19 protein-coding genes are annotated in these 24,561 nt (G+C 58.1%); 12 read left to right on the top strand and 7 right to left on the bottom strand.

Annotated features, from left to right (window positions below; all coding sequences use genetic code 11):
- Window positions 1-132 precede the first annotated feature (132 nt).
- Together soil367_RS17990 and soil367_RS17985 are read left to right on the top strand one after the other, a co-directional pair.
- Window positions 133-774, top strand: coding sequence for an OmpW/AlkL family protein (locus soil367_RS17990; protein WP_136550399.1), 642 nt, complete (start codon window positions 133-135; stop codon window positions 772-774).
- A gap of 122 nt (window positions 775-896) precedes the next feature.
- A complete protein-coding gene (locus soil367_RS17985; protein ID WP_136550398.1) occupies window positions 897-1,109 on the top strand; it encodes a hypothetical protein in 213 nt (70 codons plus the stop codon).
- Window positions 1,110-1,174: 65 nt separating this feature from the next.
- Here the strand turns inward: soil367_RS17985 and soil367_RS17980 are convergent, their stop codons facing one another.
- Window positions 1,175-1,861, bottom strand: a complete 687-nt coding sequence (locus soil367_RS17980) for an SIR2 family NAD-dependent protein deacylase (protein ID WP_136550397.1) — start codon at window positions 1,859-1,861, stop codon at window positions 1,175-1,177.
- A 97-nt stretch (window positions 1,862-1,958) separates the two neighbouring features.
- Window positions 1,959-4,604 carry a winged helix-turn-helix domain-containing protein gene (locus tag soil367_RS17975; protein WP_136550396.1) on the bottom strand — a complete coding sequence of 882 codons (2,646 nt, stop codon included), beginning with the start codon at window positions 4,602-4,604 and terminating at the stop codon, window positions 1,959-1,961.
- 531 nt (window positions 4,605-5,135) lie between these two features.
- Here soil367_RS17975 and soil367_RS17970 point away from each other — a divergent pair.
- Genes soil367_RS17970 through soil367_RS17950 form a run of 5 tightly spaced genes read left to right on the top strand, consistent with a single transcriptional unit; the run spans window position 5,136 to window position 13,164 of the window.
- Window positions 5,136-5,945, top strand: a complete 810-nt coding sequence (locus soil367_RS17970; protein ID WP_136550395.1) for a hypothetical protein — start codon at window positions 5,136-5,138, stop codon at window positions 5,943-5,945.
- The gene (locus soil367_RS17965) at window positions 5,942-7,594 is read left to right on the top strand and encodes a GH3 family acyl-acid amido synthetase (protein ID WP_136550394.1); all 1,653 of its coding nucleotides are present in this window, start codon (window positions 5,942-5,944) and stop codon (window positions 7,592-7,594) included. The genes soil367_RS17970 and soil367_RS17965 overlap by 4 nt, the downstream gene beginning before the upstream one ends.
- Window positions 7,591-8,685: a GNAT family N-acetyltransferase gene (locus soil367_RS17960; RefSeq protein ID WP_136550393.1), complete on the top strand. Its 1,095-nt coding sequence runs from the start codon at window positions 7,591-7,593 to the stop codon at window positions 8,683-8,685. Before soil367_RS17965 ends, soil367_RS17960 begins: the two co-directional genes overlap by 4 nt.
- A 7-nt stretch (window positions 8,686-8,692) precedes the next feature.
- Complete coding sequence (locus soil367_RS17955) at window positions 8,693-9,886, top strand: efflux RND transporter periplasmic adaptor subunit (RefSeq protein WP_136550392.1); 1,194 nt, start codon at window positions 8,693-8,695, stop codon at window positions 9,884-9,886.
- A complete protein-coding gene (locus soil367_RS17950; protein WP_136550391.1) occupies window positions 9,886-13,164 on the top strand; it encodes an efflux RND transporter permease subunit in 3,279 nt (1,092 codons plus the stop codon). Before soil367_RS17955 ends, soil367_RS17950 begins: the two co-directional genes overlap by 1 nt.
- Here soil367_RS17950 and soil367_RS17945 read toward each other — a convergent pair.
- Window positions 13,145-14,692, bottom strand: a complete 1,548-nt coding sequence (locus soil367_RS17945) for a flavin-containing monooxygenase (RefSeq protein WP_136550390.1) — start codon at window positions 14,690-14,692, stop codon at window positions 13,145-13,147. The genes soil367_RS17950 and soil367_RS17945 overlap by 20 nt on opposite strands.
- A 367-nt stretch (window positions 14,693-15,059) precedes the next feature.
- On the opposite strand from soil367_RS17945, the gene soil367_RS17940 reads away from it, so the two are divergent.
- From soil367_RS17940 to soil367_RS17930, 3 genes are read left to right on the top strand one after another with little or no spacing between them, the layout of a single operon-like run.
- Complete coding sequence (locus soil367_RS17940) at window positions 15,060-15,557, top strand: type 2 periplasmic-binding domain-containing protein (RefSeq protein ID WP_216642745.1); 498 nt, start codon at window positions 15,060-15,062, stop codon at window positions 15,555-15,557.
- Window positions 15,541-16,788 (top strand): hypothetical protein, encoded by a 1,248-nt coding sequence (locus soil367_RS17935; RefSeq protein ID WP_136550389.1) that lies wholly within the window; start codon window positions 15,541-15,543, stop codon window positions 16,786-16,788. The genes soil367_RS17940 and soil367_RS17935 overlap by 17 nt, the downstream gene beginning before the upstream one ends.
- 4 nt (window positions 16,789-16,792) lie before the next feature.
- Window positions 16,793-19,630: a bifunctional diguanylate cyclase/phosphodiesterase gene (locus tag soil367_RS17930; protein ID WP_136550388.1), complete on the top strand. Its 2,838-nt coding sequence runs from the start codon at window positions 16,793-16,795 to the stop codon at window positions 19,628-19,630.
- Window positions 19,631-19,865: 235 nt separating this feature from the next.
- On the opposite strand, the gene soil367_RS17925 is transcribed toward soil367_RS17930, so the two are convergent.
- Window positions 19,866-21,719, bottom strand: coding sequence for a sensor domain-containing diguanylate cyclase (locus soil367_RS17925; RefSeq protein ID WP_136550387.1), 1,854 nt, complete (start codon window positions 21,717-21,719; stop codon window positions 19,866-19,868).
- Window positions 21,720-21,921: 202 nt separating this feature from the next.
- Here soil367_RS17925 and soil367_RS17920 point away from each other — a divergent pair, with 202 nt between their 5' ends.
- The gene (locus tag soil367_RS17920) at window positions 21,922-22,170 is read left to right on the top strand and encodes a GlsB/YeaQ/YmgE family stress response membrane protein (RefSeq protein ID WP_136550386.1); all 249 of its coding nucleotides are present in this window, start codon (window positions 21,922-21,924) and stop codon (window positions 22,168-22,170) included.
- 53 nt (window positions 22,171-22,223) lie between these two features.
- On the opposite strand, the gene soil367_RS17915 is transcribed toward soil367_RS17920, so the two are convergent.
- Entirely contained in the window at window positions 22,224-22,643 is a 420-nt protein-coding gene (locus soil367_RS17915; protein WP_136550385.1) for a PaaI family thioesterase, read from the bottom strand.
- A gap of 262 nt (window positions 22,644-22,905) precedes the next feature.
- On the opposite strand from soil367_RS17915, the gene thpR reads away from it, so the two are divergent.
- Entirely contained in the window at window positions 22,906-23,460 is a 555-nt protein-coding gene (gene thpR, locus soil367_RS17910) for an RNA 2',3'-cyclic phosphodiesterase (protein WP_136550384.1), read from the top strand.
- Between the two features lie 29 nt (window positions 23,461-23,489).
- Here thpR and soil367_RS17905 read toward each other — a convergent pair whose 3' ends face one another.
- Both soil367_RS17905 and soil367_RS17900 read right to left on the bottom strand, forming a co-directional pair.
- The gene (locus soil367_RS17905; protein ID WP_136550383.1) at window positions 23,490-23,960 is read right to left on the bottom strand and encodes a YchJ family protein; all 471 of its coding nucleotides are present in this window, start codon (window positions 23,958-23,960) and stop codon (window positions 23,490-23,492) included.
- On the bottom strand, window positions 23,957-24,295 hold the full coding sequence (locus soil367_RS17900) for a tRNA-binding protein (RefSeq protein WP_136550382.1): 339 nt from the start codon (window positions 24,293-24,295) through the stop codon (window positions 23,957-23,959). Before soil367_RS17900 ends, soil367_RS17905 begins: the two co-directional genes overlap by 4 nt.
- Between the last annotated feature and the right edge of the window lie 266 nt (window positions 24,296-24,561).

Raw genomic sequence — 24,561 nt, 5'->3', positions numbered from 1 at the left:
ATGAACCGGGCTGAAGCTTTTTTTGACGCGCTGATCTGGATCAAGCCGGCCCTCGCGCTAATTTGACCGAGATCAATACCCTCCGTTACCGGCGGCGGCATCATAGCGACAACACCCAACAGTGAGGAAGCTATGAAAACCCTGACCAAACTTGCCCTTGCCGCCACCATCGCAGGCCTTTCACTATCTGCCTCCGCGTACGAAAAAGGCGACCTGATCGTTCGTTTCGGCCCGGCGATGGTGGCGCCGGATTCGAGTTCCGACCCCGACCTGGTGGAAGTTGACGACGGCTACAGCCTGGGCCTTAGCGGAACCTACATGGTTCACGAAAGCGTTGGGCTGGAGCTGCTGGGCGCCCTGCCGTTCGAACATGACATCGACGGCACTGGTGGACTGGAAGGTGTCGACGTGGGCTCGACCAAACATCTCCCGCCGACATTTCTTGTGACCTACTACCCGAAACTGTCACCGCATTTCCAGCCGTTCGTGGGTGCGGGCCTTAATTACACCACATTTTTTCAGGAAGACACGGATTCCGAGCTGGATGCTGCATTGGGTGGAAACACCAAACTCTCCCTGGATGACTCCCTTGGCCTCGCTTTCGAAGCCGGGGTAGACGTCCCCCTGACTGACCGCCTGGCCCTGACTGCAACCGTTTGGAATATCGATATCGATACCGAAGCCGAAGTCCGGGTGAACGGTGCCAAGGCTGCAGAAATTGATGTGGAAATCGATCCCTGGGTCTACATGGTAGGTGTCAGCCTGGCTTTCTGATCAATTAGTCTTATCAAGCCGCAGCCCGGACTACAGTGTTGACGGGCGGCGGCTTTTGAGTTTTCTCAAGGAAACTCCAGCTATGGGGCGCGACAATGGCCTCAGACTTGGAGGATCCGAAAATGAATCAGACTGAACATGACATACCCGAAGGTGAAGTGACCCGTAAGGTGGCTCTCCGGGGCTGCGCACTCATGCTGGCGGGTCTTATCTCTATGACTGTCGTGGCTGTCGGCGAGCGAACTGGCGATCTCGATCAGCTGAGGTCGCGCGTGAGTGAAGCCGGAGCGTCAAGTGCTCTTCTGCTGTCGATGGACGCCAAGCAGGGTCTCTAGCCTGGCAACGTCGCAATCTTTACCTGGGCGATTTTTGCCTGAATAAGGGCTTGAGCTCGACCGCATCACCCGTGTTTCTCGCGGAGCATTTTCACCCAGGCTGGTACGCCGGCACTGGCGGGTTCTCGTATCACTTCGGCGCCTTTCAGCCCGGTCGGCTCGCCCGGGTCAATCACGGTTATAGGTACGCCAGGCCGAACCAGATGTACCAACCCGGCGGCTGGGCAGACCTGCAAAGAAGTGCCAACCACCAGCAGATAGTCGGCGCTCGCGACTTCGGCCGCCGCCTCCATCATTGGAACAGACTCGCCGAACCAGACCACGTGGGGACGCAGTTGGCTGCCCTTGACGCAGAAGTCACCCAGGTTTATCGGGGCATACCCAATGTCGTACAGAAGCGTTTCGTCGGCCGAAGATCTTGCCATCGTCAAGTTGCCGTGCAGATGAAGCACGCGGCTTGAGCCTGCGCGCTCATGCAGGTCGTCGACGTTCTGGGTAACGATACTCACCCGATATTCGCCTTCCAACTCAGCCAATGCCAGATGGCCAGGGTTGGGGCCCACTGCGCCAAGCTGTCGTCGCCGTTCGTTATAAAAGTGCAAGACCAGCCCGGGGTCTCTCGCAAAAGCTTCGGGCGTGGCAACGTCGTAAACGCTGTGTTTCTCCCATAGGCCGCCATTATCGCGAAACGTAGAGAGCCCACTTTCCGCGCTGATACCCGCACCTGAGAGGACAACGATGTGTTCGCTCATAAAACCTCCGTTCATCCCTCCGCCGAGACAGGATGGAGCCAAGACGGGTGATTGCACAAGCTCTTACGGAACGGCCAGACGCATTACACGCCCGTGTTCAGAGCCGATGGGAGCGGGCATGTACAATCGCAGCTGTACGGTTGGAAACTCCCGGCTTCTGGTAAATATTCTTCAGGTGCCACTTGGTCGTCGAGAGCGCAGCACCGGTGGCTTCGCTTATCGCAGAATTGGTAAGGCCCTGTTGCAGGAGGTGAAGAATCTCGCGTTCCTTGAGTGTAAGCACATCTTTTGGCGTGATCTCGCGAACGCTATAAGGCTGTTTGGGGCTGGCGGGGATGGGATAAAGCTCAGGCGCCAGGAGGTCGGCGAATTTTCTGTGGAGCGCGGGGGTATTGAGCGCGTTATTGGCGGCCGCAAACTGAACCAGGTTCTCGAGCCCGGGTGTTTCGTCAAACAGGGACCGGGAAAAACACCTGAGACCGTTCGCTTTTATTGAATCCTGCAGCATGGCCACAGCTTCAATATGGTCGCCGCGGAGGAAGCGAAGTTGCGCCCTGTTGCAGGCTGCTACCATAGACCGCGCATGGACACCGTGATTGTCGAGAACAGCCTGGATCTGAGCCAGAATCTGGTCCGCTTTTGCAAAATCTCCGCGCGCCATCAGCCAGTAAGCCGCGGTGAGTCCATAGCGCTCAGTAGACTCCCGGTAATGGGATGGATTTCGCCAAAGGTCCTGCTCAACCATCTCAGGCAGGCCATGAGCCCTGGCGACGCGGTCCACCGCCGCAAGATCAACGGACTCGAGGCCAGGTGCCACCGCCTGGCGCATGCACTCTAGGGCGACCTGGCTCTGGAAGCGATCGTAGCGGCCTAACAAAAGAATACGGCTCAGCTGATCCAACAGCCGGCTCGACTGTCTATGGTTCCCCTCCAGGTGGAGTAACCGGGCCAGGCTGATATAGACGGTTGCAACGATTTCAGTCGCGCAGGCGTGGTCGACATGGGGCAGCAGCTCCTGGCAAAGCTTTTTTGCCTTGTCGAGTTGGTTTTGTTCGTAGTGCACCACAACCATGCCGGTGGCGATATTGACCCAGGCAGGAGACGACGCTTGGCTACCAAGGCGCAGGTATGACGCGTCGAGCGTGGCGACGGCCTCGCGCGTCCGGCCCATGGAGCGGTCGCACAGCGCCATGATGAGGTCGGCATAACTTTCGAGATAGATATAGCCCGTCTGGGCGAGAGTCACCTTGGCCTGGCGGGCGATCCGCAAGGCAGATGCAAGATCGCCTTGCTGAAGTAGATAGTAAGCCAGAATAACCGATGAAAAAGCGCGGATATCCTTGTGACAACTCGAGGCCATCAACGGGGTGGCGTCGAGGTCGGAGAAAAACTCGGTCTCTTTCTCGAACAACTGCAGGCACAGCTCGAGTACCCCCAGGCTGCTGTGTTTCCACATTGGCGAAACATGGGTACTCGCCTTGACCGTCTCCAGGTAGTAACGGGCTTCGTTGAAGCGGCGCGAGAAGATCAACGCATGCAGGAGCGGCACGGCCAGTGTTATACGTGCCAGAAGCTCGTCTTCTTTCAGGTGGCCCAGCGCGCTCAGAATGCTGTCGAACTTCCCCCACTTGGCCCAATCCTCACAGGCGTGTTCCAGCACCGCCATGCAATAGTCGTCGTCGCCGCTCTGCTTGGCATGGCTAAGAGCCATGTCGAGGTCACCCACCTGAAGAAAATAACCCGCGGCCCGGGCATGGAGCTTTGCAGTCGCCTCGGGCGCCATTTCCACGGCGATTCTATTGCAGAGGAAGTCTCTGAGAAGGCCGTGGTAACGACACCAGCCGGACCGTCCCTCTACCTCCGTAACGAAGGTGCCCTGGCTCAGGAACAACTCGATGAACCGGGCTGAACCGGTACTCTGGAAAACGTGGTCGCACACCGCAGAGTTGAAGCGCTCGAAAATTGCGGTAGCGATGAGAAAAGCGCGGGTCGGCTCGCATAGCCCTTTCAGAACGACGTGGCAAAAGTAATCGACCATCTCGGGCTGGTTGCCACTGAAAGCGTCCAGCGCTGCCGCGCCGGAGCGGGCGTAACTTATGAGGGCCAGCTTGACCCCCGCCGCCCAGCCCTCGGTCAGGTGGTAAAGGCGCTCCAGCTGTTGCTCAGGAATGCGCTCACCGCCCAGCGTGATGCTGAGCTGATTGATCTGTTGGCGTTCGAGCCGCAAATCGTTGCCATCGATCGTTAGCAAACGGTTCTCCAGGCGGAGCTGACTGAGAGAAAAATCAGGGGCGCGTCGTGTAGAAATGACGATATTGAGGTTGTCCGGTAAACGCTCGAGCACCATGGCCATGATGTCGTGTATCAGCGGCGAGTCGATGTGCTGGAAGTCATCAAGAACGATACAAAGACGGCCCTCCAGACCTTCGAGCGCGGCCAACAGGGTGTCCGCGATGACGTGGCTGGCTTGGGACTGGTCGGCAAAGAGGTCGAATGTTGAAACATCCACCAAGTGGACGGCTTTTCGCACAGACTCAAGGAAATGCTTCAGGAAAAACATGGGATCACGGTCGCGTGCGCTGATCCTCAGCATGACAAAAGAGCGTTCGTCGCTGTGGTCGCGCCACTGTCCAAGCAGACTGGTTTTGCCGGACCCTGCGGGCGCCATGATTACCGTAAGCGCATAGCGATGGCTCTGGCCGAGCACTTCCAGAAGGTCGTTTCTTATTATGTGTCCATGCATGGCTGGCAGTCAGTTGGTGTTTCGGCTACCGGTCGGCGGCACGAGATCGTGCCTTACATGACCGGAATATGAGTTCACTTTAACGTTTTCGCTATTGATTTATTGAAATTTAGCAATTGTTAAGTTGTTCATCTTAGCCGAGGCTAACATGTCCCAATGCCCCCTCCCCATTAATTAAGTTCGAATTGTGACGCAAAACGCGTCGTCTTTATATACATAATACGGCGGCCGTTAAGCGCTAACACCATGAAATTAAAAGAGGGGCCATCCTTTAGAGGGGGCAAAGTCCTGTGTCATCGGACCCGATGGTGATCGCACCCCCCTGAGGGGAGGGTGTCCGGCCAAAGCTGACTCGATACGCTACCGATTCGCTAGGGACCCAAGCCAAGGATTGCAGGCATTCAATGCCGGCGATGCAGCGGGGTAATCTTGGCAGAAACGTAAAAGTTGGTCTCGGGCTCTTCCAGAATGCAGGCACGCAGTGGTCGAAGACTCTTGGTATGAGGCCCATAACAAAAAGAGATGTAAGCTATGGATACTAAGACTAAGGAAAAGATCTTCGCCCGTTACTGCCCTATCCATCGGATCAGCATTAGCGACATCAAACAGATGTATGGTGTTTTCTGCCAGTACTACGAGCACACCAGCGTTGAAACATTCATTGCCGACCTGAGCAAAAAGGACGGCGCGATACTCGTCCGTACACGCCATGACAAGCGCGTCATCGGTTTCTCCACGGTCGTCAACATGAAGTTCAACATTGGCGATACCCGAGGCCGCGGCGTCTTCAGTGGCGACACGATCATTGAGAAGAAGTATTGGGGCAACAACGCGCTCCACATGGCGTTTTTCCGATATGTCCTGCTGCAAAAATTCAAGTCTCCCTCTACTCCGGTATTCTGGCTCCTGATCTCAAAAGGATATAAAACCTATCTACTGTTGGCTAATAATTTTATCGATTACTATCCCAACCCGGAAAATCGCAACGGCGAGCTGAGCAAGGTAGTGCGGAGCTATTGCGACGAGTTGTTCCCTGGTCACTTCGACCCGAAGCGCGGGGTACTGGATTTTGGCGAGACTGCACAACGCCTGCGCGGGGATGTTGCCGCTATCTCTGAGGACCTGAAATCCCGCTATCCCAAAATCAACTTCTTCGAACAGAGCAATCCGACCTGGCAGCAGGGGACAGAGCTGCCCTGTGTCGGCGTGATCAACTTTCGCGCGATAGGCTCCTACGTCGTGAAATCGCTGCGCAAGCCGATGGCGGCGCGAAAAGCTGCAGCCGCCGCCAAGGCCGAGAACGTCGCAGGCGTGGCGCAGCAGGTCGGGAGAGTCCAGTGACTAATCGGCTCGGACACACGCTGCTGCGGGGTATCCTTCAGCCGGGGCGCAGACACTATCTGCGCTGCACCAACGCGCTTGAGGCTACCCAACGCAGCCAGCTGCGCCGTTTGCTGGGCCAGGTCTCGGGCGTAACCGGTCACCGCCAGCATTCGGTCTCCTCAGGCTGGAGCTGGGAGCAGTTCGCCGAACGCCAGCCAGTTACCGAATTTGCCGACTGGCGTACCCTTATCGAAGCCCAGCGCGCAGGGCGTACCCCCCTGCTGACTTCTTCGCCAGTGATGCGTTACCAGCCGACCAGTGGCTCAACCTCGGCTTTTAAATGGATTCCCTATACCCAGCAATTTCTCCGCGAACTGGACGCTGCCATCGGACCGTGGCTGGGTGATCTTTACAAGCGGTACCCGGGTGTCCGTGGGGGCGCTCATTACTGGTCGTTATCCTGGGTGCCCACATCCATGCGTCAGGCTGTGCGCGGCCATATCAATGACGACATGAAGCTGCTCTCCGGCGGCAAGCGTTGGCTGGCCAGCCGTACTCAGGCCGTGCCAGACGCTGTGTCCCTGGCCGCCACGTCTGACGACTCGCTTTACGCGACGCTGGCCTATCTGGCCTCACGCCGTGACCTGACCACAATTTCTGTCTGGAGCCCTACGTTTGCACTGGGCTTGCTGGAGAAACTCGGGCTCTGGCGGCAAGAACTGATAGAGACGCTCTCAACCGGGAGCTGGGGCGCAAGGCAAGAGAGCCTGCAGCACCTGCGTGCGCCGACGTCCCAAGGGGGCGCAGCAATTCTCCGTCACTGGAACGGTGTCCCTCAGGCAGACTTTTTTCGCGTGCTCTGGCCCCAGCTGGCGTTGATCAGCGCCTGGGACACCGCTGGTGCGACGCGATGGGCACAGCGCCTGCACAGTTGGCTGCCCCAGGCGGCGTTCCAGGGCAAGGGTCTCTGGGCGACAGAGGGCGTGGTTACCATCCCCCAGGGCGATCAGCACGTGCTCGCCGCGACTTCCCATGTCTATGAGTTCGAGGATGCCTCGTCGGGTGAGATACTGCCGCCGTGGAAGCTGGACCGAGGTCAGGAGGTGGTCCCCCTGATTTCCACGGGAAGCGGCCTGCTGCGATACAAGATGAGCGACCGGCTCGTGGTAGACGACTTCTACGGCCAGCTGCCCTGCCTGCGTTTCCTGGGTCGCAATGACGGTTCGGACATGGTCGGTGAAAAGATCAGTACGATTCTGGCGCAGCAGACCCTGGATGCGTTGGCGTGGCCAGCCGGGGTTGGGCCTGTGACTATTCTCGCGGCAGACCAGGGCGGCGCTGCCGGACACCCTGCGTACGTTGTCATGGCTGATGCGCCAGAGGGTAAAAGCCCGTCGCAGTACACACAGTGGGCAGCAGAGATTGCGGCACAACTGGAGGAGACGCTGCAGGCGCATTTCCACTACAAGCTGGCCCGTAACCTGGGTCAACTCGACCCGGCGCGCTGCCTTTGCGTACCGCATGCCCAGAAAGTTTATCTGGACGCTTGCAGCGCGCGCGGCATGATCGAAGGAAACATAAAGATCGAGGCTCTGCGCTCCTGGCCAGGTGATCTGCCGGGCGCGACACCCGTAGGACGGGACGCCGCTGCGGAGGCAGTGTTGTGAGTGTGAATATCCGCGCCGCTACGGTGGACGATAGCCCAGCTATACTGAGGCTGCTCGCGAACAACTCCCAGCCAGGCAAACTGCATCTGACCTTCGAACGGGCCCCGGACTACTTCTATGGCGCTCGTGTCAGCTGCAAAGAGCCTGATGTCTACGTTGCAGAGCATCCCGATGGGGATGAGCTGGTCGGCCTGTTCAATGTCGGCTATCGGGAAGTGTTTGTGAATGGTGCGGTCGAGACCGTCCGTTATGGACATGACCTGAGACTTGACCAGACCTTCCGCGGCGGCAGCGCCATGCTGGCTATTTATCAGATGCTGCGGCAGGTGCTTGAAGGGCCTGAGTGGATGCAGTCGGTGATTCTTGCCGACAACGCGCATTACATTAAGTCGGTCGGGGGCTCGCGCCCCGGCTTGCCGAGCTTTTACCCCTGCGGCGAGATAGAGACCAGTTTGCTGTACGGGCGGCGCTCAAAAAAAGTGGCAATCGGCAACAGCGAGGTCCGTCCGGCAACGGCAGAAGATCTGCCGCTGATGCAGGAGCTGCTGGACCGGGAGGGGCCCCGCAAGCAGTTTTACCCGTACTACCGTTTCAGCGCGCTGACGGGTACTGATCCGTTCTACCGCGGCCTGAAGCCGGAAAGCTACTGGCTGCTGTTCGAGCGGGGCCGGCTGACCGGTATGGTCGGCACATGGGATCAGGCAACGTTCAAGCAGACCCGGGTAGTCGATTACTCCCCGGCGATTGCGCTGGCGCGGCCATTCTACAATTTTGGCAGCGCATTGCGCGGCGGAGCCCGCCTTCCTGCCAGAGGCGGCTGTTTTCATTACCTGAATCTTCACAGCATTCTTATTGAGGATAACCAGCCCGAGCGCTTCGAATTGCTCCTACAGGACCTCAGCAGCCGTTTCACCCGAGAGTATGACGCCCTGGTGTGCGGTTTCTTCAAGCAGGATCCCCTGGTCAACGAGCTGGCCAGATACCGTCGACATGTTTTAGAGAGTCGGCATTTTCTGACGACGTATGGCGCTGATCCGCGTCCCGATCTGGACGCTGGACGCATACCTTTTGCTGACATAGCTCGGCTGTAGTTAACTTATGAATGCGACCTCGAAGTTTCGTCGGCTGTTCAACCCGGGCTGGACCTGGATACCTGTGGTTCTGGTGTTTGCCGGCCTTATCGCGGGCGTTTACCTGGCTGCGCCGGAATCCCATACACGGGCTGAGGTAACACCCATACCCGAGTACTCCGTTCGACTGGCCCAACGGGAGCGTGTTCAGCTGTCGTTACGGAGCCAGGGAATCGCCCGCGCTCGCCATCACATCCCCCTGAGCTTGCAGTCCAGCGGCGAAATCATCGAGCTCGACCCAGCCTTTGAAAGCGGTAGATGGGTCGAGTCTGGCCAGACCCTGGCCCGGCTCGACCCCGAACCTTTTGTGCTGGATGTGGCCCAGTATGAACACCAGGTAAGCGCGGCGCGCCTTCACCTGCAGGAAGTCGAGGCCAATGCAGTAGTGGCGCGGCGCAATGCCAGCAGCAAAGCAACCGACTTTGCGTTGTTCAAGCCTCAGCTCAGTGAGGCCCGGGCCCGTCTGGCCTCGGCCGAGTCCACCCTGCAGATGGCACGGCGGCGGTTGCGCCGGAGTGTTCTGGTTGCGCCGTTTTCAGGCCGTTTGGAACAGGTCTCGGTCTCTGCCGGCCAGCAGATCGGCGCAGGCGAACCGCTGGGACGGCTTTACAGCACACCGGAGGTGAGGCTGCCGGTTCGCGACGACTGGCTCCAGTTGCTGGATGCCGACCTCATGAGTGTGCAGGCATCCCTTGAAGTGCCGGTTATCCTGCGAGGAAGCTTTGGCGGGCGCGAGCGGGTCTGGCCCGCCATGATTACTCGGCGCGAAGGCGGGTTGAACCGTAACCAGATGACCTGGCTTATTGCAGAAGTCGCGGTTGATCCGGGCACGCTGCCCCTGGAGCCGGGCGTCTACGTCGAAGCGGAGATTCAGGGCGCGGTTCTGGACGATGTTTTTGTGCTTCCACGTGAGGCCCTGGTTGGCAAGTCAGAAGTCTGGGTCCTGGACGACGGCGAGCGACTACGCCGCAAGCCCGTGCAATGGACCCATCGCGACCAGACCAACGTTTACGTAACGGCGGGCCTTGAAGTCGGCGAGCTGGTGCTTGAGCAAGGACACAGGCACTTGCTTGAAGGCGCGCGCGGCCGACCGGCTTCAGCCAAGGACGCAGCCGGCGCTGAGACGAGTACGCTGGCCTCTGCCACCAGGACGCGCCAGTAATGCGTGGCTCGATCGAATGGTTTATCGACAACCCCCGTGTTGCCAACCTGTTGGCCGCGGTGTTGATCCTGGGCGGCCTGTTGGCCATCCCCAACACCCGCCAGGAAACACTGCTGAACGTTCCACTGGAGCGCATTGGCGTCGTCAGCAAGCTAGCCGGTAGCCCTCCAGAAGTCACGGAACAGCTGCTGTGCACGCCTCTGGAGACTGCAATTGAGGGTATCGAGGGAATTACTGACGTTCGTAGCGAAGCCCGGGAAGGCCTGTGTTCGATCACGGTGGATGTGCTCGAGGGCTACGACGTTCAGACGGTTCGCGATCTTATCGCGGCGCGCACGGTAGCCCTGGACAGCCTGCCGGAAACGGCCGAACCGCCGGTCGTCGAAGAAGTCATCTTTCGCAACCGGGTCGCCCGGGTGCTGCTGACGGGCGACGCCCGACCCCGTGAACTCTACAATCTGGCCCGGGGCCTGCGCAGAGACCTGCTCTCGACCCCGGCAATAGCCCAGGTCGAAGTGGAGGGTTTGCCGAGCCGGGAACTCGGTATTGAAGTGTCCCGGCAAGACCTCTACCGCTACGACCTGACCTTCGCGGAACTGGCGGACAGTATCCGCAATCAGGTGACACGGGTTACGGGAGGCCTGCTGCGAACCGACCAGTCCAATGCCCTGCTGCAGGCGGGTGAGCAAATCAGTGATCCGGAGGCCTACCGGGAGGTCGAGGTCCGGCGGGGGCCGGATGGTGATGTCCTTTACCTTGACCGTATCGCCCGGTTGGAGGATGGATTTGGACGTGACTCCATGGGCGCCTGGCTCAATGGCCAACCTGCCGCAGCCCTCGATATCTATCGGGTCGGCAATCAGGATGTGGTCGATGTTGCTGCTGAGGTAAGGAAGTTTGTCCATGAGGTCCAGCTTCCGGAGGGCATGCGGCTGATCCTCTGGGAGGACAGCGCCATCCAGTATGAAAGCCGCTCCCAACTGCTGTGGAGCAGCGCGCTCCAGGGCCTGGCGTTGCTGGTAGTCATTCTCGGGGTGTTCCTGGGGTTGCGGCTGGCCGGCTGGGTGGGGCTGGGCATTCCCGTCTCCATGTTGGGCGCCTGCATTTTACTGCCACTGTTTGATCAGTCCTTCAACACCATTTCGCTGTTTGCCTTCATCCTGGTGCTGGGGATTGTGGTTGACGATGCCGCTGTCGTTGGCGAGAGCGTTTATGAACAGGGCCGTGAAGACGGCCCTACCCGAGCCGCAGTCATTGCTGGAACCCAGCGGGTGGCCGGTCCCGTTACCTACGCCATCCTGACCACTATTCTTGCTTTTGCGCCCATGCTGTTTCTGCCGGGGCCGGAAGGCGAATTCATGCGTGTGGTGCCCATAGTCGCCATTGGCATTCTGATCCTGTCGCTGGCCGAGTCCCTGTGGATTCTGCCCGCGCATCTTCACAGCGCGATGAAGCGCCCACCGGATCGCAGCGACCTCTTCAGCGCGGCGGTGAACCGCCGTTTCGACCGCTGGGTCCAGGAACGGTTCATGCCGTTTCTTCGGTGGGCAACCACCCAGCGCTATCCGTTGCTGGCGGCCTTTTTTGGCATTTTTCTGCTTTGCCTTGCGTTCCTGAACAGCGGCTGGCTGACAGTCATGATGTTTTCAAAGGTTGACGGCGACATCGTCATGGTCGACGTCGCCTTCCCGGAAGGCACCAGTAACGCCCAGGTGGCGCGCGCGGTTGAGTCGCTGCAACAATCTGCGCAGGCGCTGGCTGACCAGCTGAACAGCGAAGGCGAAAATGATGTTGTCACCGATATCTATGCGGAGCAGGGCCGCCGCAACAAGTACTCCACGGCGCACGACGCGGGTGCCCATCTCCGTGCCAGAGTGAGCATCGCGCTTGCGCCTGGCGAGAATGGCTCAAACGCGGACAGCGTGGCCCGGCTTTGGCGGGAACAGCAGGGCCCCATCAGAGGTGCGGTTTCACAGCGCTTTCATGCCAGCCTCAATGAGGTCAAACCTGACATTCATATCAACCTGTTCCACGATGACCTTGAAATCCTGGAAACACTGAGTGTGGAACTGCAGCGCCAGATTGAACGCATCGACGGTACCCATGAGATTTCCAACAGTATGACAGCTCACTTCACCAGCATCGGGATCGATCCCCGGCCCGGCGCTGAGCTGGCGGGTGTGACACGTCAGCACCTCGGGACCCAGGTGAATGCTGCTTTCCAGGGCTCTGTGGTCGATCGATTGCCCGAAGGTGACCACGATGTGCCGGTGGTACTGCGCTTGCCGGCAAACCAGAGCGATAGTATCTGGCACCTTGAGCAGCTGCCGGTAACCCTGAGCGATGGGTCTGTTGCACCCCTGGGCGCGCTGGCTGAGCTTTCCCAACAATCCACACCTGCTGTAATAAGCCATTACGACAATCAGCGTAGCGCGACGATTACGGCCTACCTCGATGAGCACCTGGCGTCTCCGGGTCAGGTCATGGCCGAGTTGGAACAAAACTGGTTGGCCGAAGCTGTGCAGCGTTACCCGGGCACCAAGTGGTCCGTTGCCGGTAAACCGAAGGCCATTGCCGAGTTCATGACTTATCTGACGGTCAGTTACGCGCTGGCCATCGCCGGGATGTTCTTCATACTTACGGTTGCGTTCGGCACCTATTGGCAGCCTATGCTGATCCTGACCGCTATACCGTTCGGGCTGGTCGGCGGCTTTCTCGGGCATGCACTCCTCGGGTATGACCTGACGCTCTGGTCGATCGTAGGCATTGTTGCGGTGAGCGGCGTCGTGGTGAATGACAACCTAGTGCTGATCAGTGCGGTTAACGAACTCAAGGCGGCCGGTCGGGAAGTGCGGGAAGCGGTGCTTGAGGCTGTAGGTCAGCGTTTCCGTCCCGTCATCCTGACGACGTTAACCACGTTTGCCGGGGTAGCGCCACTCATTATGGAGCAGAGTACGCAGGCCCGATTTCTTGCGCCGATGGCGGTTGCTGTGGCCTTTGGCGTGCTGTTCGCGACCTTTATTACCTTGCTGATGGTGCCCAGTCTTTGCCTGGTAGGTGAGGATATCCGGGACCTGAAGGAGCGCATCAAGGCGCGGCGCTTCAAGACAACGGAGCAGGACAGCGTAGAGCAGGCTTATCAGGCTGGACAGCGGGCGGCAATCTCTGGTTTCGGCCCGGACGCGCCGCAGAACCCGTACACCGACGATGTCCTGCGGGCGAGTTGGGAAGCCGGGCTGGATGACCCGGACCCGTCAATCAGGGTTGCAACGCAGTAGCTTCCTCCCGTTCTGCAACAGCTGGCTTCTGGGCTGGCTTGCAGCGCATCCAGCGGTACTCCCCGGCGTCAAGGCGACGGGTGCGCAGCCAGAAGCGCCAGGTAGACCAGGGCCAGACGGCAAAGTTCTTTCCGCCATCCTGCTGGTACCAGCTGGTGCAACCGGTGTTCCAGACCGTACCCTTTATCGCTTCCTGCACCTTTTCGTTGAATTCGCGCTGCACTTCCGGCCGCAGGTCCAGGTAATCGGCGCCGGTCTGTTTTAGCTTCTGCATGCACTGAATAATATAGTTGGCCTGGGCTTCGATCATGAAAATGATGGAGTTGTGCCCAAGCCCCGAGTTGGGACCGACCAGCTGATACATATTCGGGTAGCCAGCTGTCGTCACGCCAAGGTAGCTTTCCGCACCGTCCTTCCAGTCCTTGTGGATGTCGTGGCCCGGCAATCCGGTCAGTGCAAACTCTTTCATGTAAATGCGGGGGTCGACGATAAAGCCTGTGCCCAGGATGATGCAGTCGGCGGGCCTTTCGCTACCGTCCTGCGTAACAATGCTGTTTTCGCGGATCTCACTGACGTTGTCGGTAACCAGCTCAACGTTCTTGCGATTGAAGGTCGGGTACCACTTGTTGGAGATGAGAACGCGCTTGCAACCAATGGTGTAGTCCGGAGTGAGCTTCTCGACCAGTTGGCGGTCCTTAACCTGGATGCGAATGAACAGTTGAGCCAGTTTCTGTAGTGCCCGGGCCAGCGCGGGGTGGAACACCGGCCATACCCTGGACTCATTGGTCCAGTAGAGGCGGGCGCGGTGGAGTTTGCGCAGCACCGGAAAACGCTGGAACAGTTTTTTCCTGATACGTCCGTACTTACGTTCATCCCGCGGTATAACCCAGGCGGCTGAACGCTGCATGACATAGAGTTGGGCCACATGCGGAGCGATTTCCGGCACATACTGAATCGCACTGCCGCCGGTGCCGATAGAGACCACGTTTTTGCCCTTGAGGTCATACTCATGGTCCCATTGCGCGGAATGGAAAACCTTGCCCTTGAAGTTGTCGAGGCCTTTGATCTTGGGTATGGCAGGCACATGCAATGGCCCACTGGCCAGAATAAAGTGCTTGCAGCTAAAGGTCTGCCCACTGCCGGCAGAAATGTTCCAGCGACCGGTATCCGCATCAAAATGCGCGCTGTTCACCTCCTGATTGAACTGGATGAACGGGCGTAAGCCGTAGTGGTCCACCGCTTCCAGGATATATTGCTGGATTTCGTGCCAGGGCGCGTAGCGCTTGCTCCAGTCAGCTTTGCCGAAGAACGAATAGGAGTACATGTGGGACTGGACATCGCAGGCACAGCCGGGATAGCTGTTGTCGCGCCAGGAGCCGCCGACTTCCTGGTCCTTTTCGAGAATGACAAAATTCTGGATCCCGGCCTCGCGCAATTTGATAGCCATGCAGAGACCACCAAAACCGGCACCGACAATAACGGCTTCGACACACTGGGGAGCAGTATTAATGGGGGGGCGACTATTCATGGGAGCACCTGAATCCTATTTTTAGAACAAAAGGTGTACAGCTGTACACCCGCGCTGAGGCCATATTCCCGCCACTGCCGGGCCAATTCCTTGAGCTAGATCAGGAAAAAACGGCTTTTCCGTTGCATTAGCTATAGTTGTCGTTGAAGCGTGACCCGTGTCTTAATTCAAAAATGCGAGCCCTGGATTGAGGTTGACAATTTGTCAAAACAGTCGTTCTGCATTAGATAATGGGGCTGTGTTACGAAAATCTACAGCTCGCAACAGAGCTTTACAGTAGAAATCCGGGCCTCCTCTATACTTCCTCTACGTCCTTCTTTTCCCGTGCATCCTTGATAGAACTGTCTATGACCAGGATCAGCTTTATATGAGTGTCGCCTGTGGCGGTCTCCGGGCTTTCGCCCTGGCCTTGTGCCGCCCTATTGGTAGCGTTGGCAATCTGCGACACAGGGTGGCGATCTTTATAACCGCAACACTGCTCGCGGCTGGCAACAGCCAGGCGATGGAAGTCATAACCAACACATCTGTACCGGTTTCCGAACTTTCCCAGCTTGAACTACGGGCTATCTACACGATGCGTCTGGACCGCTGGAGCAGCGGCTCGGAAATCCGTGTTTTTGTTTTGCCGCAGAAGGATGAACGGCACCAGGAGTTCGCCAAGACGGTACTGCAGGCGCTGCCCCATCAGTTGCAGGCGGTCTGGTACCGGTTGGTTTACTCGGGGATGGGAAGCGCCCCGACTGAAGTGAAAAGTGAGCAGGAGATGATCGAACGCGTCAGTGAAACGCCGGGGGCGATCGGCTACGTGGGTAAGGGTAACAATGTCACCAATGTGCAGGTCATTAAAATTGAAACTTCCTCTTAAAGGGTTGTTCCTGATCGCCTGCGCTGCGCCACTGCACGCGGACGATTTCTCGCCGAGCTGGCGTTGGAATGCCTTTGCCAGCCAGGGCGCTATCCATACCAGCGACAACAACTTCTTTGGCCGGAGTGACGATAGCGTCTCGACTGAGTTTCGGGAACTCGGGCTGCTGCTGGGCGCCGAGCCGCTCCAGGACCTGCAGCTTTCGGCTCAGTTCCTGAGCCGCGAAGCCGGCGAGGTTGATGAGACCGATTTTCAGGTGGACTATGCGTTCGCCACCTATGATTTCTATGCCGGGGTTGATGCGCTGTTCGGTATAAAAGCCGGTCGAATTCGGGCACCTGTCGGCTTCTACAACGAGACTCGCGACGTCGCCCACACGCGCCCATCCATCCTGCTGCCTCAATCCGTGTACCCGGAACGGCTGCGGGATCTGACCTTCTCCCGGGACGGTGTGCAGTTGTTTGGCAGCTATCAGTTTGGGCTGAGCTCCCTGAACCTCGACTTATCCTATGCGGAGCTCAATATCAGCGGCGATGACTATCCCGAACTGGTTGGAATCGATTCGCTGCCAGGCGAGGTGGAGACACCCTATGCACCCATGGCACGTCTGATCTACGACTGGGATCTGGGGCGGGCCCGGTTGGGGGTGACCTATGCTGACTTTTCTGCGACCTACAAACCCATTCCCGGTCAGGAGCTGGATATCTCGTTCGACTATTGGGTACTGTCGGCTGAATATAATGCCGCGCGGTGGTCGCTGATTGCGGAATACTCGACGTTTGACAGTAACCTCGAGGACATCGGGAATCTCAACGCGCTGCTTGGCGGTTCGATGCCCATGGATCCTGCAGCGCTGGAAGGCTACGGCGGTCTGAGCGGCTATGATTCTGCCGATCTCGCCGAGCTGGGTGCCCTGGCGGGCGGTAACCTCCGCTACAGCACCAAGGGCTTCGGTTACTACATACAGGGCGTCTACCGGATCACCCCTGCCTGGGATGCATTCCTGCGCTGGGATGTGACCTACTCGGACGAGGAGGACCGCGATAATCCTTTCCTCTATACCAAGGATGTAACCACCGGAGTGGGCTGGCGTCTGGATTCCAACTGGTTGATGCGCGCCGAATGGCATGTCATCGAAGGCAACTCAATACTCTCGACGCGCGAGAATCGGCCCCAGGACCTGAAAAAGTACTGGCAGATGGTGCTGTTCCAGATCTCCTACCGGATATAGCCCAATGCTCTTCCCCTCACGCTTTCTGAGTATAAAGTGGAAGGTTTTTGCGCCTACCAGCATTCTCCTTTCACTCGTTTTCCTCGGATTCGTGTTCTCGAACGCTTTGCATCTCCAGTCCCAGTTCGACCACGGCCGTACCCAGCTCGCGCAGTACCATCGGCAGCAGCTGGAAAGTCTGCTCAACCTCAATGTGTTACGCAACCAGCAACTTCTGACCAGCGTTGGCAGTGGTGTGGAAGTTATTGATGCACTGGTGTCAGGCGACCCCGACCGTATTCAGACAAGCCTGGCTGAGCCTTTCTGGGCGCTGAACATGGAGGTAGGGGCGAACGATCTGTCGGTTTACACGGCCGAAGGGGAGCTTTTGGCCACACTGGGAGACGCTCTGCAGGTACCGTCGCTGCTCGCCGCGGCCCGCGAGGAGGAGCGGCCGCAATGGCAGGTAAACTGCGGAGAGAGCAACTGCGAAATGGCGTTGGTTATGCCTCTGTTGGCGGGCCGCGATATCGTCCTCATGGCTATGAGTGCGTCGCTGGGCGACCTGGTGGTTCAGTTTAGCCAAATGACAGGCGCCGATATTGCGGTGCTGACCGACCGCAGCGAGACGCTGGAAGAAGGCGCCGAGGACTTGCCCCACTGGGACCGCAATATAGCAGCGATGACCCGGCTTAGCCGAACCCGATCGCTACTGATGTCTCTTGACGACAAAGCGGACCTTAATCAGATGCGGTTCGAGCCCCTGGTGCTTCAGGAGCAGGGCGCAACCCGGGAAATCCGGGTTTTCGCCTGGCAGGGTACCGACCTGGTGATGATCAATGACATCACTGATGAGCAGCGGGAGATCGACAGCGCCATCCACAACAGTGTGCTGTTCGGCACCATTGCCTTGATCCTCGCGGAACTGCTGCTGCTGTGGCTGCTGTGGAAACCTATGACGCGTCTCCGCCAGACCGCGGCCTATTTGCCCTGGCTGGCCGAAAACAAGTTCGACGATATGCGTCTTGCGCTTAACAAGTTAGCCCGGCAGCGGCTCTTCGACGATGAGTCAGACGTGCTTTCCGCCACTGCGGTGCGGGTGAGCCAGCGCCTCGAAGCCATGCAGTCCCAGCTACACGAGCATAACGAGGAGTTATCCCGTCGCTCTGCGGAGCTCCAGGGAGAGAGGGATTTTGTACGCCAGCTCCTCAACACCATCCCCGCACTCATCATGATGCTCGATCGTGACGGTAACATTGTCATGATCAACCAACATGGTGCTGAGATGACCGGGTACTCAAGAGAGGAACTTGAAGGCCTGTCAGTCGGCGTGCTGGTTCCAGAGGAAGTCTGGAAAGCCGAGTTACGCTCGGAACTGGCGGAACTACTGGCACACCGCTGCACCAACGTTAGGTTTGAGTCGCAGTTGCTGTGCAAAACCGGCACGTCGCTCCATATGGCCTGGCATAACACGCTTATCCACGACCGGGACAGGAACGAAGAACTGGTGCTGTCGGTCGCCCTCGATATCACAGCCCGCAAGAGCGCCGAGGAGAAAATGTCCTGGTTGGCGTCGCGGGATGCACTCACCGGTCTGTATAACCGGCGCCGCTTCACCGAAGAGCTCAACCAGGTGGTGGACCGCAACAAGCGCCAAGGTAACCTCAGCGCTGTCATGTTCTTCGATCTGGATCAATTCAAGGACATCAACGACACCAGTGGCCACCAGACCGGCGACCTGCTTCTGAAGCGTATTGCCCAGCGACTGTTGGACATCGGGCGGGACAGCGACTTCGTAGCGCGTCTTGATGGTGATGAGTTCGCGGTTATCGCCAATAACGTCAACCCGGAGGATATGGCCGGCGTGGCCGAGCGCTACGCGCGTGCCCTGTCACAGGTCCACGTCGAAGGGAAAACCCATCGTCACCGCTGCACCGCGAGTATCGGTGTCGCCATGATTCCCTGGCACGGCGATACCGTTGAAGATCTGCTTGCCAACGCTGACCTGGCCATGTACCGGGCCAAGGAAGCGGGGCGCAACCAGTGGCAGATGTTCGACCCCAAGGAAGACACGACCGAGCGGGTGCGCGAACGGGTGTACTGGAACGACAAGGTCGACCAGGTCCTTAAAACCGGTGACTTCGAGATTTATTTCCAGCCCCTGATGGATATGGAAACCGGCAAAATCGCCCATTACGAAGCGCTATTACGGGTCTTCAGCGATGAGGGCCAGCTTGCCACGGGACTCTTTATCCAGGCCGCAGAACGGAACGGCGCCATTCATGTGTTGGACGAACGCGTGGTCGAACGCGTTATGGCTCACCAGGCCGAGCTGGTTCGCAACGGTATTGAAGCCTGTATCGCCATAAACCTCTCAGGCGCCTCTTTTCAACACCCGGAACGACTGCTGCAGCATATAGAACAACTGCTCCGCCGCTATCCGATCGCGGCCAGTTCGCTCATATTCGAGATTACTGAAACGGCGGCGGTAAAGGATATCAATGTCACACGCCAGCACATCACGCTCTTGCGCGAGCAGGGTTTCAAGTTCGCTCTGGACGACTTCGGCGTGGGCTTCTCGTCGCTCTTTTACCTCAAGCAGTTACCGGTGGACTACCTGAAGATTGACGGCTCCTTTATTCGCAATCTCTGCAATGAGCCGGATGACCAGGCACTGGTTCAGGCACTGGTGCAGGTGGCGAAGATATACCGCCTCAAGACGGTGGCTGAGTTTGTAGAGAATCAGGACATTGTTGAACTCCTGAAGACCTACAAGGTCGACTATGCCCAGGGCTACCACATCGGTAAGCCGCTGCCCTTCAACGAAACCTTCTTTGCCGATAGACCCGTCGCCCAAAGCTGAGCCAGCCTTTTGCGGTGCGCCGGTACAGCTGGTGTTAAGCCCGGCGTTGCGGGTCGCCGCGCGCCCCTCCTTGGTCATCTCCGCCTATACAGGCGTTCTGCAGCCAGACTCCCATGCGCTCAGCTTCTGCCGGGCGTTCGCCGGAGCACTGTAACGAGGGCGAGCTGTAGCATGGTAACAACCGGGAAAGCGGAAGCTTTAGGGGTGCGCTGAGGTGGCGCCAGTCAACCCTGGATCAAGGTGCGGTATCAGCCAGGTCAGGCGTGGCTGGGGACTGCCACTCGACGCGGTTGCGGCCATTGGCTTTGGCTGCATAGAGGTTTATATCCGCTTCTTTCAGCAGGCCATGGGGGGTGGTGCAGTCATCAGGGATGTGGCTGGCGATGCCTATACTCGCGGTGACCTGCTGGCAGATCGTACCGTCTGAAATCGTGGTAGCTGCCAGAATATCGAGCATGTTACGGGCCACGCACAGGGCGCCGGCAGTATCGGTGTTAGGAAGCAAAATCACGAATTCCTCGCCGCCATACCGAGCCGCGGTATCCGGCGGGCGGCGGATATTGTCCTTGATCATCTTGCCCACCTTGATCAGACAGAGGTCGCCGAACTGATGCCCGTGGGTATCATTGAAGCTCTTGAAGTGGTCCAGATCGATCATTACAAGCGCTATCGGCGTTTTGTCCCGATAGGCGCGCCGGTACTCGTTCTGAAGGAGCTCGTCAAAGAAGCGCCGATTCTGCAGGCCGGTCAGCCCATCGGTCGAACTCATTTCCTGCAATTTTGCGTTGGATCGCTCCAGCTCTTCCGTCCGCTGTCGAACGATGCGATCCAGGTCCTGGTTGGCCCTGATCTGGTTGGCCAGAAGCTGCTGCTGGGCGTCGGCTGATTCTTTCTGGGCCTGCTCGCGCAGCCGGCGGTCGTGGGTCATCCGGTTTGCCAGGGCGAAAGAGAGCAGCATGATTTCGGTGCCGGCGCCCAGCTGTGCAGCATGCTCGGTAAACCAGTTACGCGGAATCATCCCCAGCTTGTTGAATGCCAGGATCAGCCCACCGGTAAGCATGAACGTCCAGGCAAAGTTGTAGTAGCGAGCTGCGTGATAGCCGTCCAGCCAACGTAGAATCCCCGATGTATAGTTGGCAAGGATGGTAACGATTGAGAGCAGCATCGTCGCCACCATCGCCGTGCGGTAGGGCAGGAAGAAGCCCGACACCATGGTGGCCACTGCGAGTAATCCTAGACCGAACAAGCATTTGGACAACAGGGGGCGGGTTCTCGGAATCGCCAGGAAGCTGCGGGTGAAGAAACAGGGAAAGAACACCATGCCGCTCAGCGCAACCACCATGCTGACATCGTTCCAGCCGACTGCTTCAGGCCACAGGAACTGGAAGGACAGCCCCTGGATCCCTGCCATAAGCAGGGCCATGGACAACACATACATCACATAGTAAAAGTAGCTGATATCCCGGACGGTTATAAAAATCAGTAAGTTATAGATGGCCATAATCAGCATGGCGCCATAGAACAGTGCATTTCCGGTTGCAGCAGCGTAGTTGTGCTCCACGAGCCTGTCCGCCCGCCAGAGGTTAACCGGGATCTGCACGGAGGAACTGCTCTGAACCCGCAGGTAAACCTGGAGCTCTGTGTTGGTGCCTATCGGAATGGGAACGAGAAAATTGGGGTGGTCGATAACGCGGGAACTGAAAGGCTGGCTGTCCCCGAGCCGATAGTGTTCCGTCAGCTCGCCTTCGCGCAGGACAAAAACCTCAATCGAATCCAGCACAGGGTAGGCAATTTCCAGCAGGAACCGCATTTCACCGGGGTCGGTCTTGTCCAGCTCGAATCGCAGCCAGTAAGCGGAGTTGGTGTAACCGAAACTCGGGGTGTTAGTGGCTGAGTCAGTCCAGCTGGCGGCGGACTTTGCGCGCACAGCAGCCAGCGTCATCGAGCCATCGCGGTCCTCGACATAGTCTATGTACTTGCCTAAGGAGAGAAACTCCGTATCCCCATCAATCGTCACGGCCGCGGAGAGTCCACTTGCCGGTAGCAGGAACAAAAAAAGCAGCAGACAGTACAGGAGCGATCGGGGCATGTGAAAAGGCTCGGCACAGGCGGGCTGGATGAATGTGAATCAGACATAAGTATAGTTAGTGTTACAAGCCTGTCACCTTTTGTATGGCGTCTCTACATGCCTGTCTGGACACGCTGTAATGCCCTGGTGCGATCCCGTTTTACAGCAGGGCTTCAGCATCGTAGGCTGCAATGGAAGGATTCACTTAGAGAAGGAGTTTGGTATGAACATCATATGGATGATTATCATAGGTCTGATTGCCGGTGCTGTGGCCAAGTTGATCATGCCCGGGAAGGATCCCGGCGGGATCATCGTGACTATATTGCTGGGTATCGCCGGCTCGTTTGTCGGTGGCTTTGTCGGCCAGGCCCTGGGTGTATCCGAAGGTGGGGCGACGGGGATCATCGGATCGATAATCGGTGCATTGATTCTGCTCGCGATCTATCGAGTGATCGTCGGCAAGAGAGCCTAGCTGTCATTCTGGCGAGGACCGGGAATCTTCATCCCGGTCCCGTGACCAGTTGCTCAAACCTGCCCGGGCCGGGAGCGCGGGATAGAGTAAGTGCCCACCGCATGTGCCACCGGCTCCGGATCTCCCTCGGAGTAGATCGAAACCTCCCCAATCGCAAGTGACCTGCCGACCTTGATGAGTTTGCATTCGCCGAGGATGTTCTGGTGCGCTGCCGGCTTGCGAAGAAAGTTGATATTCAGACTGGTAGTTACCGCCAGCGGCACGAGCCCGATTTCGCCGAGCACGGCCACGTACAGCGCAACATCTGCTACCGACATGAGCACGGGCCCCGATACGGTTCCCCCGGGTCGCAGATCGGCCTCCCCAACCAGATACTTGACTGTTGCGCCCCGCCCGCCGACCTGTTGGATGACGATTTTGGCTTGGGGAAATTCAGAGGCTAAAAAATTCACAATTTCTTCTTTTGTTGCCACGTGTTTGTCCTTTTGCAACTGACTCTCGGCTTTCAGGGCTGACCCGACCGCTATGCCGGGCCTTTTTATTGGCTGCAGGCGCTAGTTTCATTCTACCCGCCATGCACAACAAAGTTTGATATGTGTATGAAATAGTGTCAGTATTTTTCCCGGCGGAACGGCGGCTAGCAACCGCGTTTTCCCGCTGATGGTGCGCCTCGTGAGGTGCTGCCCGTCGATTAACCCTTTACCCACCCAGTCATGACTGCGCTAAGGAACGGCGATGCTACGGCTATTTGTTGGGCTGGAGTTGCCCATGTCAATCAGACAGAAACTGCTGCAGCTGCAAGGCGGTGTCACGGGGGCGCGTTGGCAGAGTGCGCGACAATTGCATCTGACAGTCTGTTTTATTGGCAAGGCTGACAATCAACGAACGGCAGCCGTCTGCGACCAGCTGCAGGATCTGGATCACCCGGCTTTCGAGATCGAGCTTGCAGGTGTCGGCTGTTTTGGGCGTGCCCAGCAACCGCGCGCGCTCTGGGCCGGGGTAAAGCCGCGACTCCCTCTCCAGCAATTACATGACCTTGTTGCCGGTCGCCTGCAGGCTATACATCTGGATCAAGCCCAAGCGCCATTCCGACCGCACATCACCCTCGCCCGATTCAGGACTAATGCGGGGCCCTGCCAGCCCTTTCTCGACCGGAACGCAGACCTGCGTTCACCAGGGTTCACGATCGACGAACTGTGCCTATTCTCCAGCACGCCGGGGCATGGGGGGTCTCAGTATGACGTACTGGCACGATTTCCTCTGGCTGGCAAAGGTGCCGCCACTGACTGATCGGTAGGGCGCGAGCCCTGCCGGCTACCTCAGAGGCAGCAGGCCTTGAACTTGCGCTTACTCCCGCAGGGGCAGGGTTCATTCCTGCCTGGTTTGAGGCTGCCACTCGACGGTATGCCACTCAGGTAGAACCAGCGGTCGTTTTCGAGACAAAAGTCAGAGATTTCCTCCAGGAACTGCCAGTCGGTGTGGCCCCGGTAAATGGCGCGAAAATGGACCCGACCCCGATCAGCTTTCTGATTTGATGAGAATACCTGCAGTGAGGTCCAGGCTGGCGAATCGTCGAGGTCGAGGCGCTCTGGCCGCGTAGAGAAGTGCCACGTGCGCAGGAGATATTCAGGTCGTTGCAGCACATAAGCGGCATAGCGGGACCGCATGAGATGCTCACAGTCCGGGGCGGCATCACCCGCATGTAAAGGGCCACAGCAGTCTCCGTAGGGCAAGCCGCTGTGACAGGGGCAGCGTGCGCTGGCGACTAACCCGGCAGCGTTCGCGTTCATAGCAGCCTGCTACCCAACGGCACGTCCTGATCGGGAACACAAAGGGCAATATCGCCCCTGTCATTGTAAAAGCCTGTGACCAGACATTCAGACATGATGGGGCCGATCTGCTTGGGCGAAAAATTGACGACAGCAAGTACCAGCTTGCCGACCAGGTTCTCTGGCTCATAAAGCGCTGTAATCTGGGCGCTGGACTTTTTGACGCCTACCTCAGGGCCAAAGTCTACACGCAGGATATAAGCGGGCTTTCTGGCCTGGCTGAAGCGCTCGGCAGAGACCACGCGGCCGACCCGCAGATCGACACGGGCGAAATCGTCCCAGGTGATGGTATCCATGTCGTGGCTCCCTCATGTCATAGCGGGGAAGAGTACCGCCTGTTACCCAGTTACAGAGGCCCGGTTATTCAGGGGCTGTAGCTCTCGCCGCAGGCATCCGAATCTGTGAACTGGCGCGCAAAACCGTCGATAAAATTAACAGTGCACAATTGTTCGAAAAAGGTTAACCAATAGTTTCAGCAACTTAATGTTCCGGCATGCGGTTTGCTTTTCAAAAACCGTGGGATGTCCAGATGGGCTCCTGATAACCTATAAAAGGATTTTAC

This window comes from Hydrocarboniclastica marina (assembly GCF_004851605.1).
In the GTDB taxonomy this organism is placed as follows: Bacteria; Pseudomonadota; Gammaproteobacteria; order Pseudomonadales; family Oleiphilaceae; genus Hydrocarboniclastica; species Hydrocarboniclastica marina.
Note: the sequence above shows the minus strand (reverse complement) of the source record. Positions and strands in the feature narration are given on the sequence as shown.

What these genes read in the sequence shown, in the direction of transcription:
- soil367_RS17990 (WP_136550399.1), top strand. Translation starts at nt 133, where the DNA reads ATGAAAACCCTGACCAAACTTGCCCTTGCCGCCACCATCGCAGGCCTT.
- soil367_RS17985 (WP_136550398.1), top strand. Translation starts at nt 897, where the DNA reads ATGAATCAGACTGAACATGACATACCCGAAGGTGAAGTGACCCGTAAG.
- soil367_RS17980 (WP_136550397.1), bottom strand. Translation starts at nt 1,861, where the DNA reads ATGAGCGAACACATCGTTGTCCTCTCAGGTGCGGGTATCAGCGCGGAA.
- soil367_RS17975 (WP_136550396.1), bottom strand. Translation starts at nt 4,604, where the DNA reads ATGCATGGACACATAATAAGAAACGACCTTCTGGAAGTGCTCGGCCAG.
- soil367_RS17970 (WP_136550395.1), top strand. Translation starts at nt 5,136, where the DNA reads ATGGATACTAAGACTAAGGAAAAGATCTTCGCCCGTTACTGCCCTATC.
- soil367_RS17955 (WP_136550392.1), top strand. Translation starts at nt 8,693, where the DNA reads ATGAATGCGACCTCGAAGTTTCGTCGGCTGTTCAACCCGGGCTGGACC.
- soil367_RS17950 (WP_136550391.1), top strand. Translation starts at nt 9,886, where the DNA reads ATGCGTGGCTCGATCGAATGGTTTATCGACAACCCCCGTGTTGCCAAC.
- soil367_RS17945 (WP_136550390.1), bottom strand. Translation starts at nt 14,692, where the DNA reads ATGAATAGTCGCCCCCCCATTAATACTGCTCCCCAGTGTGTCGAAGCC.
- soil367_RS17940 (WP_216642745.1), top strand. Translation starts at nt 15,060, where the DNA reads ATGAGTGTCGCCTGTGGCGGTCTCCGGGCTTTCGCCCTGGCCTTGTGC.
- soil367_RS17930 (WP_136550388.1), top strand. Translation starts at nt 16,793, where the DNA reads ATGCTCTTCCCCTCACGCTTTCTGAGTATAAAGTGGAAGGTTTTTGCG.
- soil367_RS17925 (WP_136550387.1), bottom strand. Translation starts at nt 21,719, where the DNA reads ATGCCCCGATCGCTCCTGTACTGTCTGCTGCTTTTTTTGTTCCTGCTA.
- soil367_RS17920 (WP_136550386.1), top strand. Translation starts at nt 21,922, where the DNA reads ATGAACATCATATGGATGATTATCATAGGTCTGATTGCCGGTGCTGTG.
- thpR (WP_136550384.1), top strand. Translation starts at nt 22,906, where the DNA reads ATGCTACGGCTATTTGTTGGGCTGGAGTTGCCCATGTCAATCAGACAG.
- soil367_RS17905 (WP_136550383.1), bottom strand. Translation starts at nt 23,960, where the DNA reads ATGAACGCGAACGCTGCCGGGTTAGTCGCCAGCGCACGCTGCCCCTGT.
- soil367_RS17900 (WP_136550382.1), bottom strand. Translation starts at nt 24,295, where the DNA reads ATGGATACCATCACCTGGGACGATTTCGCCCGTGTCGATCTGCGGGTC.